This window comes from Frondihabitans sp. PhB188, assembly GCF_003752365.1.
GTDB lineage: Bacteria > Actinomycetota > Actinomycetes > Actinomycetales > Microbacteriaceae > Frondihabitans.
Window position 1 is genome coordinate 188,954 of the sequence record NZ_RJUO01000001.1, and the last position, 13,793, is coordinate 202,746.

General features: G+C 71.3%; 15 protein-coding genes. 9 read left to right on the plus strand and 6 right to left on the minus strand.

From position 1 onward, the window contains the following. Position 1: 1 nt before the first annotated feature. The gene (locus tag EDF46_RS00880; protein ID WP_123504401.1) at positions 2-1,345 is read right to left on the minus strand and encodes an ABC transporter substrate-binding protein; all 1,344 of its coding nucleotides are present in this window, start codon (positions 1,343-1,345) and stop codon (positions 2-4) included. Positions 1,346-1,492: 147 nt separating this feature from the next. Here EDF46_RS00880 and EDF46_RS00885 point away from each other — a divergent pair, with 147 nt between their 5' ends. The 3 genes from EDF46_RS00885 (at position 1,493) to EDF46_RS00895 (ending at position 5,133) form a co-directional block, all read left to right on the plus strand. Then, the gene (locus tag EDF46_RS00885; protein ID WP_370454058.1) at positions 1,493-2,515 is read left to right on the plus strand and encodes a LacI family DNA-binding transcriptional regulator; all 1,023 of its coding nucleotides are present in this window, start codon (positions 1,493-1,495) and stop codon (positions 2,513-2,515) included. A 73-nt stretch (positions 2,516-2,588) separates the two neighbouring features. Continuing rightward, on the plus strand, positions 2,589-4,025 hold the full coding sequence (uxaC, locus tag EDF46_RS00890; protein WP_123504403.1) for a glucuronate isomerase: 1,437 nt from the start codon (positions 2,589-2,591) through the stop codon (positions 4,023-4,025). Between the two features lie 103 nt (positions 4,026-4,128). Beyond that, positions 4,129-5,133, plus strand: a complete 1,005-nt coding sequence (locus EDF46_RS00895) for an aldo/keto reductase family protein (protein WP_123504404.1) — start codon at positions 4,129-4,131, stop codon at positions 5,131-5,133. A gap of 79 nt (positions 5,134-5,212) precedes the next feature. On the opposite strand, the gene EDF46_RS00900 is transcribed toward EDF46_RS00895, so the two are convergent. Together EDF46_RS00900 and EDF46_RS00905 are read right to left on the minus strand one after the other, a co-directional pair. Next, entirely contained in the window at positions 5,213-6,097 is an 885-nt protein-coding gene (locus tag EDF46_RS00900; RefSeq protein ID WP_123504405.1) for an aldo/keto reductase, read from the minus strand. A 64-nt stretch (positions 6,098-6,161) separates the two neighbouring features. Next, positions 6,162-7,133 carry an aldo/keto reductase gene (locus EDF46_RS00905; protein ID WP_123504406.1) on the minus strand — a complete coding sequence of 324 codons (972 nt, stop codon included), beginning with the start codon at positions 7,131-7,133 and terminating at the stop codon, positions 6,162-6,164. Between the two features lie 81 nt (positions 7,134-7,214). Here EDF46_RS00905 and EDF46_RS00910 point away from each other — a divergent pair, with 81 nt between their 5' ends. After that, the gene (locus EDF46_RS00910) at positions 7,215-7,583 is read left to right on the plus strand and encodes a TIGR02611 family protein (RefSeq protein WP_123504407.1); all 369 of its coding nucleotides are present in this window, start codon (positions 7,215-7,217) and stop codon (positions 7,581-7,583) included. 106 nt (positions 7,584-7,689) lie between these two features. On the opposite strand, the gene EDF46_RS00915 is transcribed toward EDF46_RS00910, so the two are convergent. Continuing rightward, on the minus strand, positions 7,690-8,244 hold the full coding sequence (locus EDF46_RS00915; protein WP_123504408.1) for a hypothetical protein: 555 nt from the start codon (positions 8,242-8,244) through the stop codon (positions 7,690-7,692). A gap of 98 nt (positions 8,245-8,342) precedes the next feature. On the opposite strand from EDF46_RS00915, the gene EDF46_RS00920 reads away from it, so the two are divergent. Next, positions 8,343-9,260, plus strand: a complete 918-nt coding sequence (locus tag EDF46_RS00920; protein WP_123504409.1) for a nuclease-related domain-containing protein — start codon at positions 8,343-8,345, stop codon at positions 9,258-9,260. Positions 9,261-9,288: 28 nt separating this feature from the next. Here the strand turns inward: EDF46_RS00920 and EDF46_RS00925 are convergent, their stop codons facing one another. Further along, positions 9,289-9,981 carry a hypothetical protein gene (locus tag EDF46_RS00925; protein WP_123504410.1) on the minus strand — a complete coding sequence of 231 codons (693 nt, stop codon included), beginning with the start codon at positions 9,979-9,981 and terminating at the stop codon, positions 9,289-9,291. Between the two features lie 108 nt (positions 9,982-10,089). On the opposite strand from EDF46_RS00925, the gene EDF46_RS00930 reads away from it, so the two are divergent. The 4 genes from EDF46_RS00930 to EDF46_RS18910 all read left to right on the plus strand — a co-directional run bounded on the left by EDF46_RS00930 (position 10,090) and on the right by EDF46_RS18910 (position 11,927). Further along, complete coding sequence (locus EDF46_RS00930) at positions 10,090-10,470, plus strand: VOC family protein (protein WP_123504411.1); 381 nt, start codon at positions 10,090-10,092, stop codon at positions 10,468-10,470. Positions 10,471-10,679: 209 nt separating this feature from the next. Further along, positions 10,680-11,033, plus strand: coding sequence for a hypothetical protein (locus tag EDF46_RS18235; protein ID WP_158614125.1), 354 nt, complete (start codon positions 10,680-10,682; stop codon positions 11,031-11,033). A 58-nt stretch (positions 11,034-11,091) separates the two neighbouring features. Continuing rightward, entirely contained in the window at positions 11,092-11,526 is a 435-nt protein-coding gene (locus EDF46_RS18905) for an NUDIX domain-containing protein (protein ID WP_370454025.1), read from the plus strand. Continuing rightward, positions 11,430-11,927 carry a hypothetical protein gene (locus EDF46_RS18910; RefSeq protein ID WP_370454026.1) on the plus strand — a complete coding sequence of 166 codons (498 nt, stop codon included), beginning with the start codon at positions 11,430-11,432 and terminating at the stop codon, positions 11,925-11,927. Before EDF46_RS18905 ends, EDF46_RS18910 begins: the two co-directional genes overlap by 97 nt. Positions 11,928-12,017: 90 nt before the next feature. Here the strand turns inward: EDF46_RS18910 and EDF46_RS00945 are convergent, their stop codons facing one another. Beyond that, positions 12,018-13,694, minus strand: coding sequence for a trypsin-like peptidase domain-containing protein (locus tag EDF46_RS00945; protein ID WP_123504413.1), 1,677 nt, complete (start codon positions 13,692-13,694; stop codon positions 12,018-12,020). Positions 13,695-13,793 lie beyond the last annotated feature (99 nt).

Consider the following 13,793-nt stretch of genomic DNA (forward strand, 5'->3'; position numbering starts at 1 on the left):
CTCACTTCGTCCTCTTCAGCGATGACTCCGCGGCCTTCTGGGCCGTCTGGAGCTGCTTCTCGATCGCATCGTCCGAGATCGAGCCGCTCTTCAGTGCCGGGATGCTCTGCACGGTGATGTTGGTGATCGCCAGCTGCACGTCGCCCCAGGCTCCGGAGAACGGGGTGGCGACGGACTTGCCGGCGGCGGCGATCAGGGGAGCCAGCGTGCTGTCGTCCGTCTCGAGGGCGGTCGCGGCGGCCTGGTTCGTGGGGAGCTGGCCGAAGGTCGTGTAGAAGTCCTCCTGCTCCTTCTGCTCCGTGACCTGCTTGATGTAGGCGAAGGCGAGGTCCTGATTCGACGAGTAGTTCGCGACGACGAGGTTGTCGCCCGAGAGGATCGACGCGGCGTCCCTGCCATCGGCGGGACGCTCCGTGGCGCCCGGCGGGACGGTGGGCATGAGCGCGTACGCGTAGTCGCCCTTGACTGCCGACTTGTCGAGCGTGTTCTTGCTGGTCGCTGTCGTCATCGGGAAGTACGCGGCCTTGCCCGAGGCGAAGGCGGCGAGCGCCTGCGCGTTGTTCCAGCCGACGGACGCCGGGTCGACGACCCTGTCGGAGGTCACCCAGCCGAAGTAGGCCTTGTAGGCGTCGCGCATGGCCGGGCTGTCGATGGTGGCGGTCTTGCCGTCGACGATCGGGTTGCCCGCCTGGTTGGCCATCGCCCACACGAACTTCCAGACGTCGAAGCCGTCGGCGTAGCCCGCCGCGATGCCGTAGGTGTCGCCCTTCGTCAGGGCCTTGGCCTGCTCGGCGAACTCATCCCACGTCGTCGCCGGCTTCTCGATGCCAGCGGCCTTCAGCAGCTTCGTGTTGTAGGCCATCACGAACGGGCGGCTGGCGAACGGCACGCCGATCTCGTCGCCCTTCGAGGGGCCCGAGATACCGAGGCTCGCCTGCACGAACCTGTCGCGCCCGCCGACCTTCTTCCAGTCGTCGTCGCTCAGCTTCACGAACGCGCCGGTCGAGTACGCGGTCGGCGTGAAGGTCGTGCCGATGCTGTAGACGTCGGGGCCCTGGCCCGACACGACCGAGGTCTGGATCTTCGTGAGCTCCTCGTTGGCCGAGGCGTAGGTGTCGTACTTGAGGGTGGCGCCGGTGTCCTTCTTGAACCGGGCGGCCTGATTCTGCTGCCATTGCTTCTGCTCGGCGGGGTAGAGGGTGTCGACGCCCGTCAGGATGTTAAGCGTCTTGCCGGCGCCGCTCACGGATCCGTCGCCGGACGACCCGGAACTGGAGCAGCCCTGCAGGGCGAGGGCGAGCGCTGCCATGGCGGCGACGGTCGCGGCGATCGTGCGAGCTTTCATCGGTTTCCTCCTTGAAACGGTGAGTGGCGTCAAGCGGCGATGCGTGGTGACCGCGTCCGTCGTCGACTGCCCCGACCCTAGGAGGATGGCAAATTAGAGACAATTATTTGCCACTAATTTGCCACGATTGCCTATCGTTGCCACATGATGGATCGCATGACCGATCCCTCCCGCCGGAAGGCCGCGACGATCACCGACGTCGCCGAGATGATCGGCGTCGCGCCGTCGACCGTGTCGCGCGCCCTGTCGACGCCCGAGCGGGTGGGCGACGCCACTCGCGCCCGGGTCGAGCGCGCGGCGGCCGAGATCGGCTATGTGCCGTCGAGGTCCGGTCGTTCGGGCCGCCAGGTCCGTTCGCGGGCCGTCGCGGTGCTCGTGGCCGACATCACCAACCCGTTCTACTTCGACATCATCCGCGGCACGCAGCAGCAGCTGAAGGCGGCGGGCTACACGCAGCTGCTCGTCGACACGGAGGAGTCGGGCGAGCTCGAGGCCGCCACCCTGATGTCTCTGCGGTCCAGCGCCGAGGGCGCCATCCTGACCGCCTCCCGGCTGCCCGATGCCGACCTCGCCGAGTTCGCGCGCCGGATTCCGCTCGTCGCCATCAACCGCAGGCCGGAGGGTGTGGCCAACGTCCTGATCGACACCCCGGGCGGCGTCGAGCAGGCCCTCGAGCACCTCTACTCGCTCGGCCACCGTGACATCGTCTACGTGTCGGGTCCGGTGACGTCGTGGTCGAACGAGCGCCGCTGGAAGTCGCTCGAGCGCGCCGCCGATCGCTTCGGGATCTCGCCTCGCCGCGTCGGCCCCTTCACGCCGACGACCGCCGCCGGCGTGGTCGCGGCCGATGTCTCGCTGAACTCGGGTGCCACCGCCTGCATCGTCTTCAACGACCTCATCGCGATCGGCATGCTGCAGCGGCTCCGCGAGCGCGGCGTGTCGGTGCCCGACGACCTCAGCATCGTCGGCTGCGACGACATCTTCGGCGCCGACTTCTGCAACCCTCCGCTCACGACACTCCACGCCCCCATCGAGCGCGCCGGCCGCGTGGCCGTCTCCATGCTGATGGCGAAGCTCGGCTCGGCCGACGGCACGGACCCCCAGCGCCAGTCGGTCGTGCTCCCCACGACGCTGACGGTCCGGTCGACGACCGGGCCCGCACCCCGCTGAGCCCTCTCCACTGAGCCCTCTTTACCGAGCCCTCTCCACCGAACCCGCTTCGCTGATCACGAAAGGCACGACGATGACGTCCACCTCCATCGGGCGGCTCCTCGCCCCGCACCCCGACCGCCTGCTCCCGGCCGACCCCGCGACCCTGCGCATCGCGCGCGACCTGTACGAGTCGGTCGCCCGGATGCCGATCCTGTCGCCCCACGGCCACGTCGACGCGCAGCTGCTCGTCGACGACCTGCCGTTCGGCGACCCGGCGGAGCTGCTGATCACCCCCGACCACTACGTCCTGCGCCTGCTGCACGCGTCCGGGGTGCCGCTCGAGGCGCTCGGCGTCGAGCCGGTCGACGGGTCGGGCCGGGCGGCGCCCGGCCGCGAGGTGTGGCGAGCCCTCGCCGAGCACTGGGACGTCTTCCTCGGCACACCCGTCCGCTACTGGTTCGAGACCGAGCTGCACGACGTCTTCGGTCTCGACGAGCATCCGTCGGCAGAGAACGCGGACAGCCAGTACGACCATCTCGTGTCGCGGCTCGCCGCTGGCGACATGCGGCCGCGTGCCCTCTTCGACGCGTTCCGCATCGAGGTCCTCGCGACCACCGACGACCCGGCCTCGTCGCTCTCGGCGCACGCCGCGCTCCGCGACGATCCGACGTTCACCGGGCGCGTGCTGCCGACGTTCCGCGCCGACTCGTACTTCGACCCGGCGCGGCCGGAGTGGGCGGCCTCGGTGGAGCGCCTCGCCGAGGTCAGCGGCATCGACACCTCGACGCACCGGGGGCTTCTCGACGCCCTGAGGTCGCGCCGCGAGCACTTCATCCGGCACGGCGCGACCGCCACCGACACCGGCGTGCCCGACGCGTCGTCCGAACCGCTCGACCCGGCCGACGCCGAGCGCGTGCATGCACTCGCCCTGCGCGGCCTGGCGACACCCGACGACGCCGTCGCCTACCGCCGCACCATGCTCTTCCAGAGCGCCGCGATGTCGGCCGACGACGGCCTGGTCATGCAGCTCCACCCCGGCGTGCTCCGCAACCACCACCGTCCGTCGCTCGACCGCTTCGGGCCCGACCGCGGGCACGACCTGCCCGACGTCGCCGGCACGTACACGCGCCCGCTAAGGCCGATCCTCGAGGCGTTCGGCACGCACCCGACGTTCCGGCTAGTGCTCTTCACCGTCGACGAGACGGCCTTCTCGAGCGAGATCGCGCCGCTCGCCGGCTTCTACCCCTCGGTCTTCGCGGGCGCTCCCTGGTGGTTCATTGACACCCCGGCGGCCATCCGCCGCTACCGCGAGGCCGTCACCGACAGCGTCGGCTTCACGAAGACCTCCGGCTTCATCGACGACACGCGCGCGTTCTGCTCGATACCGGCCCGCCACGACATGTCGCGGAGGGTCGACGCCGGCTACCTGGCGTCGCTCGTCGTCACCCATCAGATGAGCGAGGACGACGCCCTCCGCGTCGCGCGCGACCTCGTCGACACGATCCCGCGCGCGACCTTCCGCCTCTGACTCCGAGGGTTCCGACGGCTCGGGTCGCGCGCCCGTGTGAGCGCTCACGGAGTACCGTCGCCCAGGGCGCACCGCCGCGCCCCACGACAGGAGCGACACTCGCATGGAATTCAGGTATCTCGGCAACTCCGGCCTCAAGATCTCGGAGCTCACGTACGGCAACTGGCTCACCCACGGCTCCCAGGTCGAGAACGACACTGCGACGGCGTGCGTTCGCGCCGCCCTCGACGTCGGCATCTCGACCTTCGACACCGCCGACGTGTACGCCAACACGCAGGCCGAGGTCGTGCTCGGCGAGGCCCTCAAGGGCGAGCGGCGCGAGTCGCTCGAGATCTTCACGAAGGTCTACGGCCCGACCGGGCCCAAGGGGCACAACGACACCGGACTCAGCCGCAAGCACATCACCGAGTCGATCAACGGCTCGCTGAAGCGCCTCCAGACCGACTACGTCGACCTCTATCAGGCGCACCGCTACGACGTCGAGACCCCGCTCGAAGAGACCATGCAGGCGTTCGCCGACCTGGTGCGCCAGGGCAAGGTGCTCTACATCGGCGTCAGCGAGTGGAACGCCCAGCAGCTCCGTGACGGCGCCGCCCTCGCGAAGGAGCTCGGCATCCAGCTCATCTCGAACCAGCCCGAGTACTCCCTGCTGTGGCGAGTGATCGAAGAGGAGGTCGTGCCCGCCTCGAAGGAGCTCGGCATCTCGCAGATCGTCTGGTCGCCCATCGCCCAGGGCGTCCTGACCGGAAAGTACAAGAAGGGGCAGGAACTCCCTGCCGGCTCCCGAGCCACCGACGACAAGGGCGGCGCCGGCATGATCTCCCGCTGGATGCGCGACGACGTGCTCGACGCGGTGGCCCAGCTCGAGCCGATCGCCGCCGACATCGGCCTCACGCAGGCGCAGCTCTCGCTCGCCTGGGTGCTGCACAACGACAACGTCGCGTCGGCCATCATCGGGGCCTCGCGCCCCGAGCAGGTCGAGTCGAACGCGGTCGCCGCGGGCGTCGCTCTCGAGGCCGACGTCGTCGAGCGCATCGAGGGCGTCTTCGCCGGCCTGGCCGAGACCGACCCGACGCTGACGCAGATGCCGACGGGCCGCGAGGCCTAGACCCCCTGCGGAGACGTCAAAAGCCCCGATCGGGGGTTCTCGCAAGCGAGAACACCCGATCGGGGCTTTTCGAGGTGGCCTACGCCGAGACGGCGGCGGCTTCCAGACGCGCGAACTCGTCGTCGCTCAGCTTGATCGACGCGGCGGTGACCGAGTCCATGATCGACTGCGGGCGGCTGGCTCCCGGGATCGGGATGACGACCTCCGACTTGCGCATCTCCCATGCCAGGCACACGACCTGAGGCGAGAGCCGGCGCGCGTTCGCGATCTCGGCGAACACGGCGTGGTTCGACCCGAGCGCGGACGCCCCCGTGATGCCGCCGAGGGGCGACCACGGCAGGAAGGCGATGCTCATCTCGTCGCACAGCTCCAGTTCGGCCGTCGACGACAGGAACGCCGGGCTGAACTGGTTCTGCACCGACACGAGGCGGTCGTCGAGGATCGTGTTGGCCTCGCGGATCTGGTCGACGTCGGCGTTCGAGATGCCGGCCATCCGGATCACGCCCTCGTCGAGCAGCTCCACGAGCGCGCCGATCGAGTCCGCGAACGGCACCCTGGGGTCGGGCCGGTGAAACTGGTACAGCCCGATGGCGTCGACGCCGAGGCGCTTGGCGGACGCCTTGGCGGCCTCCTTCAGGTGGGCGGGGGAGCCGTCCTGATCCCAGCCTCCGTCGGTGCTGTGGATCCGCGTGTGGCCGCCCTTCGTGGCAACGAGCACGTCGTCCATGCTCCCGTGCCACGATTTCAGCGCCTCGGCGATGAGGATCTCGTTGTGCCCCTCGTCGTCGGGCTTGCCGCCGAGGCTGTAGGCGTCGGCCGTGTCGATGAGCGTCACGCCGGCCTCGAGGGCGGCGTGGATGGTGGCGATGGACCGCTTGCGGTCGGGCCGGCCCTCGATCGACATCGGCATGCCGCCGAGTCCGATCGCGCTGACGCTGACATCTCCGATGATGCGCTGTCTCATGAATGGTCTCTCTCGTTGTCGTAGGGGTTGCAGGAGCCAGCTCCCGCCGTCGGGTGCTGCGTTCTTACCACGCGTAGTCCTCCGGGGCGGGCTTGTGCCCCGGGAACAGCTCGTCGAGGCGTGCCAGGGCGGCGTCGTCGAGGTGGATGTCGACGGCGGCGACCGCGGAGTCGAACTGCTCCATGGTGCGCGGGCCGGTGATGGGCCCGGTGACCCCGGGCTGGTGGAGCAGCCACGCGAGGGCGAGCTCGCCGGGGGCGTGGCCGAGTTCCTGCGCCAGCGTCTCGTACGACTCGAGCTGCTCGCGGTGCGCGTCGACGAACTCCTTCGAGCGTCCGGTCAGGCGGCGCTTGCCCGAGGACTCCTTGCCGACGATCCCGCCCAGGATGCCGCCGTGCAGGGGCGACCAGGGAATGACGCCGAGACCGTAGTGGCGGGCGGCGGGCAGCACCTCGAGCTCGATGTCGCGGGCGACGAGGTTGTAGAGCGACTGCTCCGAGACCAGGCCCAGGAAGTGCCGGGCCTTCGCGGCCTCCTGCGCTTGCGCTATGTGCCAGCCGGCGAAGTTGCTCGACCCGGCGTAGAGGATCTTGCCCTGAGTGACGGCGACCTCGATGGCGGTCCAGATCTCGTCCCACGGGGTGTCGCGGTCGACGTGGTGGAACTGGATCAGATCGATGTGGTCGGTCTGGAGACGCTCGAGGCTGGCGTCGATGGCGTGGCGGATGTTGAAGGCGCTGAGCTTGCCCGAGTTCGGCCAGTCGCCCATGTCGCCGTAGAGCTTGGTGGCGAGCACGGTCTTGTCGCGGCGGCCGCCGCCCTGGGCGAACCAGCGGCCGATGATCGACTCGGTGGCTCCCTTGCCCACCGAGCCGCCGTAGACGTTGGCGGTGTCGAAGAAGTTGACGCCCTTGTCGTGAGCGGCGTCCATGATGGCGTGGCTGTCGGCCTCGCTGGTCTCGGGACCGAAGTTCATGGTGCCGAGGATGGCGCGGGAGACGGACAACCCTGTGCGTCCGAGGTGTGTGTATTCCATTGGTCCTGCCTAGACCCCTCCGGCCGTGAGCGCTCACTTCGCACCCCGGGGGTTCCCAAGGGCCGCCGGTACGCTTCGGTCATGTCGCTGCACGAGCCGCTGCACGAGGCCGACCACCCCGCGCACCACCACCGCCTCCGCAACACGCGGATCGCGAGGCGCGCCCGTCTCTTCCGTGCCCGGCTCAACCTGTACCCGCGGCTGCGGACGGCCTACAAGGTAGCGATCGGCATCATCGGCTTCGCGGTCGTCATCGCGGGCATCATCCTGATCCCGCTGCCGGGGCCGGGGTGGCTCGTCGTCTTCCTCGGACTGGCGATCCTCGGCACGGAGTTCCCGGCGGCGCACCGGCTCAACATGTGGGTGCAGCGCAAGGTGCGGGGCGCCATCGCCTGGTTCCAGGCCCGTCGCGCGCGTCGCCGCGCCCGCAAAGCCGCCCCCACCCCGTAAAGGCGCGGTGCTCGGAGGCGTGAGATGCAAGGCGGAGCGCCGCCGACGAGAGCGGAGCTATGTCGGCGGAGCGACAACGCGGCAGATTGCGCCCCCGAGCGCCGCGCTAGACCTCGGCGCTCGCCTCGGCTCCCCAGCTCGTGATCTGGCGGGGGACGGCCAGGTCGTGCCCGCCGACCGGCGCGAGCACCTCGACGGCGGCGACCCGCTCGGCCACGATGCCGCGGGTCGACACGATCCACGAGCCCACCAGCACGCTGTCGTCGACGGACGAGTGCACGGCGACGCCGGCGACGTCGAAGACCCCGTAGGCGGGCTCGGAGACGGTGACGCGCACGAGGGCGCCGTGGGCGACGGAGGCGTCGACGGCGGGCGGCTCCGACGGGAGTTCCTGCGCCTGGGCGTCTCGCTCCGCCGAGTGGAAGGTCCGCAGCAGCTGCAGGGTCTTCTGCGGCTTCCTGTTCGAGTCGAGGGGGTGGCTGCCGAGGCTGTAGCCGCCCAGCGACTGCGAGTGCTTCGACTGGCCGCGCACGGCGAAGACGCCGTACCGCTCGGTGGCGAAGGTGGCGACGATCGCGTCGTCGGGCTCCATCTCGGCGAGGAACGCCGTGAGCGCCTTGACGTTGCGCTTGGCCGGGGGCTTCAGGTCGTCATCAGTCACGCGACAACCGTACCCGGGCCGCGATCCCGGCCGTCGCCGATGATTCGGGGCGTTCTCGGATACTGGGGCGATCCCCTCCCGGTATCCTCGTGCGACACATGTCAGACAGCCCCGCTTCCGCCACGCCCTACGAGGTCCTGGGCGTCTCGCCCGCCGCCAGCCAGGACGAACTGCGTCGGGCCTACCGGCGGCTGGCACGCCAGACGCATCCCGACCTCGGCGGCACTCCCGAGAGGTTCCGGCGCGTGCAGCTCGCCTGGGAGCTCGTCGGCTCCGTCGACGATCGGGCCCGGTACGACAGCGGGCGGCCCGCCGCCCGTGAATCGCAGCGTGAGGGGCACACCTGGGCGCCCGCTCCGCCGCGGCGCCGCACCGAGTCGAAGCCCCGCGCCCGCGCGTTCGGCCACCCGGGCGGGCAGGCGCGCGAGCTGTACCTGGCTCTGCTGCACGAGTGGGTCGGCCGCGGCGAGACCGTCGACGACCCGTACGACACGGTGCTGGTGCGCTCGGCGCCGGGTGAGATCCGTCGGTGCCTGGCGAAGGCGCTGGCCGAAGAGGCGACGGCGACCGCCATCGGCGAGCTCGGCATCGCCTACACGGTCTGGAGCGACGTCTCCGCGCGCGCCGAGGTGAAGCTCGACCACGTCGTGCTGGCCCCGACCGGCGTGTACGCGATCCGGTCCGACGACTGGGGCGGCCGGGTGTCGGCTGTGAAGGGCGAGCTCGTGGGCGACGGCGTCCCGCCCGACGAGCAGCCGGTGCGCGCGCTGACCCGGAGCGCCCGCGCATTCGCCAAGACCAGCCGGGTGCCCTTCACGGCCCTGCTGGTCGTGGTGCCCGACGACGCCGCCGGCGATCCGGTCGAGCCGATCGGCAAGGGGCGCCGGAACTCGGCGTACCTCGTGCGCCGATCCGTGCTCCCGCACCTGCTGCGAGAGGGGCTCGACCCCGAGGCTCCGCGGGTCGACGTCTTCGAGCTGCGCGACCGCCTGCAGCAGTCCGTCCGGTTCGTCTGACCCCCCGCCCGGCCGGGAGCAGGCGCGGTCAGCGGAACGTGTACGCGACCGGCAGGTCGTCGGGCACGCCGCCGGGCTGCGCGAACGCCACCTCGACACCCGTCTGCAGGGCCGCCCGCAGCAGTCCGGCGCGCGTCGGCACGAGCGCCAGACGGTCGGCGTCGTCGAGCCCGAGGTCGCCGACCTCGCCCAGCCAGGGCGCCCCGCGCAGGGCGACCACCGTCTGCTCGCCGAAGCCCGCGTCGCCGAGCGTCAGCACGCCGACGCGGCCCGCCCGCAGCGACCGCACGGTGTCGCGCACGCCGAGGCCGTCGTACCGGGTCGGCGCGCCACCGCCGTCGACGGTGCCGAACGCGGCCAGCACCGGCGCCACGTCGGGCACGAAGCCCGTGCCTCCGGTGTCGTGCCCGGCGCGGTCGCCGAGCAGGAGCTCGCTGAGCAGGAGACCGCCGTCGCGGGCGACGACGAAGCGGCTGGCGCGGCCCGGGACATCCGGCGCGACGGCCATGGCGGCGTCGATCGCGTCGATGTCGGGTTCGGGTGCGCCGGCCGACCAGAGGCGCTGGCGGAGGGTGTGGCGGCGCGAGTCGAGCCAGCCGTCGGGCCGGGTGCGGTCGCCCTGGACGGTCAGGTGGGCCCACGACGTGAGCGGACCGCCGAGTGCGACGTCCGCCAGCGCGCGGTGCAGCGCCTCGGGAACGGACACGCGGGTGTCGGTCATCGAATCCTCACTGATCCTCGGGATGGTGGGTTCCCGAGTCGTTCGAGAGCATCCCGACATCGAACCACCAGTGGCATGCTGATGCAACATCGACACGAAGGAGTCGTCATGCTCACCACGTCTCACGCGTTCTCCGGTTTCGCCGTCCGCGACGTCAACGCCGCTCGGGAGTTCTACGGGGGAGTGCTCGGGTTCTCCGTCGAGCAGAACGGGATGGGGATCCTCGACATCGCGCTTCCCGGCGGCGCCCACGTCATCGCCTACCCGAAGGACGACCACGTGCCCGCCGTCTTCACGATCCTCAACTTCGAGGTCGCCGACATCGACGCGGCGGTCGACGAGCTCGAGGCCGCCGGGGTCTCGCTCGAGAACTACGGCGGCTGGGCCGACGAGCGCGGCATCATGCGCGGCAAGGCGGCCGATCGGGGGCCCGACATCGCCTGGTTCCTCGACCCCTCGGGCAACATCCTCTCGGTTCTCGCCAACTGAGCCGCTGTCCGGTCGAGCCGCGGTCGACCTGACGGCCCGGGTATCCTGGCTGGGCCATGCCAGCTGACCAGACGGACCCGACGCCGCCCTCAGAGCCGACGCGCCCCGCAGTCCCGACGCCGCCCGCGGTCCCGACGCCGCCCGCGGTCCCGACGCCGCCCGCGGTCCCGCCGCCGCCCGCGGCCCCGCCGCCGCCCGCGGTGACGTCCATGTCGCTCCGAGCCGAGCGCCTGCGCCGCCGCATGGCGCAAGCCGCCGGGGCACGCGTCGACGGGGCCGATCCGGGCCTCTCGCCGGCGCCGGCCGTGCGCGACCCCGGGCTGACGAACCGCTTCGCGATCGCGGGCATCATCGTCGGGATCGGCGCGGTCTTCGTCAGCGGCTTCTACGTGCTCCCGGCGCTCGGCCTGGTCTTCGGCGCCCTCGGCCTCCACCGGTCGCGCGTGCTCGTCGCCCGGGGCAAGGCGGCCTTCGGGCGCCGCCGCTCGCTCTGGGCGATGGGGCTCGGCCTCTTCGGCGTCGCCCAGTACTCCTACCTCCTGTTCGTCGCACCGCTGTTCTGATCCGGTCGAGGGCGGCGCTGGTCGATCACCCGGCGCCAACAGTGGCAAGCTTCATGGTGTGACTGTTCACGGACCCGCCGACGGCTGGGTCGTCGCGCCCGACGGCCGCAAGTACTGGGGCAAGGCCGGTGCGGCCGGTCTCCTGATCGTCGACTCCCAGCACCGCGTCCTCCTGCAGCACCGCGTCGCATGGAGCCACTTCGGAGGCACCTGGGGCATTCCCGGCGGTGCCCGGCAGTTCGACGAGTCCGCCGTCGACGGAGCCCTCCGCGAGAGCGCCGAAGAAGCCTCCGTGCCCGCCGACGCCCTCCGCATCGAGTTCACCTCGGCCGTCGACCTCGGCTTCTGGTCGTACACGACCGTCGTCGCCACGGCGAGAGCGAGGCGCTCGAGTGGGTGCCGGTCGACGACGTCGACGCACTCCCGCTCCACCCCGGATTCGCCGCGTCGTGGCAGGGCCTCCGACCGCTGCTCGACGCCCGCGTCGCCCTGATCGTCGACGCCGCCAACGTCGTCGGCTCGAAGCCCGACGGCTGGTGGCGCGACCGGGTGGGCGCGACCGAGCGCCTCGCCGCCGACCTGGGCCGCCTCGCCGCCGGGGGAGTCCCCGGCGCCGTCCTGACCGACGCCCCGCTCGTCGCGACACGCTGGCCCGGCATCGTGCTCGTCGTCGAAGGAGAGGCGAAGGCCGCGCAGGAACTCCCGGCCCCCGACCTCCTGACCGTCGTCCGGGCCCCGGCCGACGGCGACTCCGCCGTGGTCGCCGAGGCCCGGGCCCGCGTCGGCTCGGCCCGGGTCGTCGTGGTGACCGCCGACCGGGAGCTCGCCTCGCGCTCGGCGGCCGTCGGGGCGACGGTGATCGGGCCGTCGGCGCTGCGCGACCTGCTCGCCTAGGCGGGCGCCCGAGTTCCTGCGCCGTGCGCCCTGCACGACGCGGAACGGCCGCCCACCCGGGGGTGGACGGCCGTTCGGTGACGCGGGTGGCTAGAGAGCCGGGCCCTCGCCGAGGGTGACGGTGACGGTGTGGCTGGCACCGGCCGAGTCGGTGTAGGTCACCGAGACGGAGTCGCCCGGGTCGTGCGACTGCACGGCGTCGGTCAGCGAGGTCGAGTCGGTGACCGTCGTGCTGCCGAGCTTCGTGATGGTGTCGCCGGCGACGAGCCCGGCCTTGGCGGCCGCGCTGCCCGAGACGGTTCCGGCGATGGTGACGCCGCTGCCGGTCGTGCCGGTCGAGGTGGACGAGATCTGCGCGCCCAGGAAGGCCGGCAGGCCGATCTGGATCGTGCTGGTCGACGTGCCGTCGAGGACCTTACCGGCGATGGTGAGGGCGTCCGAGATCGGGATGGCGTAGCCGGTCGTGTCGGAGGTGCCCGACGAGGCGGCCGTGATGATCCCGACGACCTTGCCGTCCGAATTGCGGAGCGGGCCGCCGGAGTCGCCCGAGACCACGTCGGCGCTGACCTCGATCAGGTTCGACAGCGACTCGGTGCCGGTGCCGGACTCGCTCTGCACGGTGATGGACTGCTTGGTCGCGAGGACGGTGCCCTTCGCCGTGACGAGGCTGCCGGTGCCCTCCGCGTTGCCGGTGGAGTGGACCGTGTCGTCGGTCGAGACGGTGGCGTTCTGGCCGAAGGAGACCGTCTGCAGCCCGCTCGCGTCTTCGAGCTTGAGCACGGCGACGTCGTTCGTTGCGTCGGTGCCGACGACCTTGGCCGTGTACGACTTGCCGGTCGAGACCACCGTGACGGTGATGCTCGTGGCGCCCTCGACGACGTGGTTGTTGGTGAGGATCTCGCCGTCGCTGGTCATGACCATGCCGGTTCCGGCCGACTTCGACGACTCGTCGTAGTCGAGGGTCGACACGATCGTGACGACGCCCTGCTTCTCGGCGGACGTGGCCGCGGTGGCGTCGGCGGGAACGGTGCCGGTGCCGGAGCTCGACCCGTCGCTCGACGAGCCGCCGGAGCCGGGCAGCGTGCCCTGGCCGAAGCCGTAGGTGCCGCCTGTCGAACCCGATCCGGATGATCCGGAGCCGCTCGACCCGTTCGGGAGCTGCAGCGTCTGGCTCTGGCCGGCGGCGTCGGCCGCCTTCTCACCGGTGGAGTGGCCGAGCGCGAAAACGCCGCCGGCTGCTCCGACGATGATGACGCCCGCCGCGGCCGCGCCGACGATGGTCATCCAGCGCTTCGGCTTGCGCTTGGCGTTCTGGAATGCGGGCGGCACCGGGGCGCCGTAGCCGGAGGGCGCCTGGCCGTAGTAGCCGGGCTGCTGAGCGTAGCCGGGCTGCTGGCCGTACCCGGGCTGCTGGCCGTAGGGCTGGCCGTACTGCCGCTGCCCGTACTGCTGCTGCCCGTACGGCTGCTGGCCGTAGCCGGCCCGCTGCTGGGCCGCGTAGCCGTCGGCGCCCATCTCGGACCACTCCGAGCCCGCGGCGGGTGGCGCCTGCTGCGGTGCGCCCTGCTGCGGGGCCGCCTCGCTCACGTAGTGGGCGGGCGTCGGGCCGGTGCGGTGCGGGAGCGTGTGGGCCGTGGGGAGCTCTTCGGTGGCGCCATCGGCTGCGGCCTCGTTCTCGGGGGCCGACGTCGGCGTCGTGCTCTCCTCGCCCTGGGAGTCTTCGGGGGCTCCAGAAGCACCGGGCGTGGTGTTGCTGCTGTCGTTCATGATTGCCTTCCTGGGGCGGGTGGTGACGTGAATCCATACAAAGCGCCCAGTCATGGAAATCCCTATGACGACTCTGAGCGACAGTGGTGAAGACGGCAA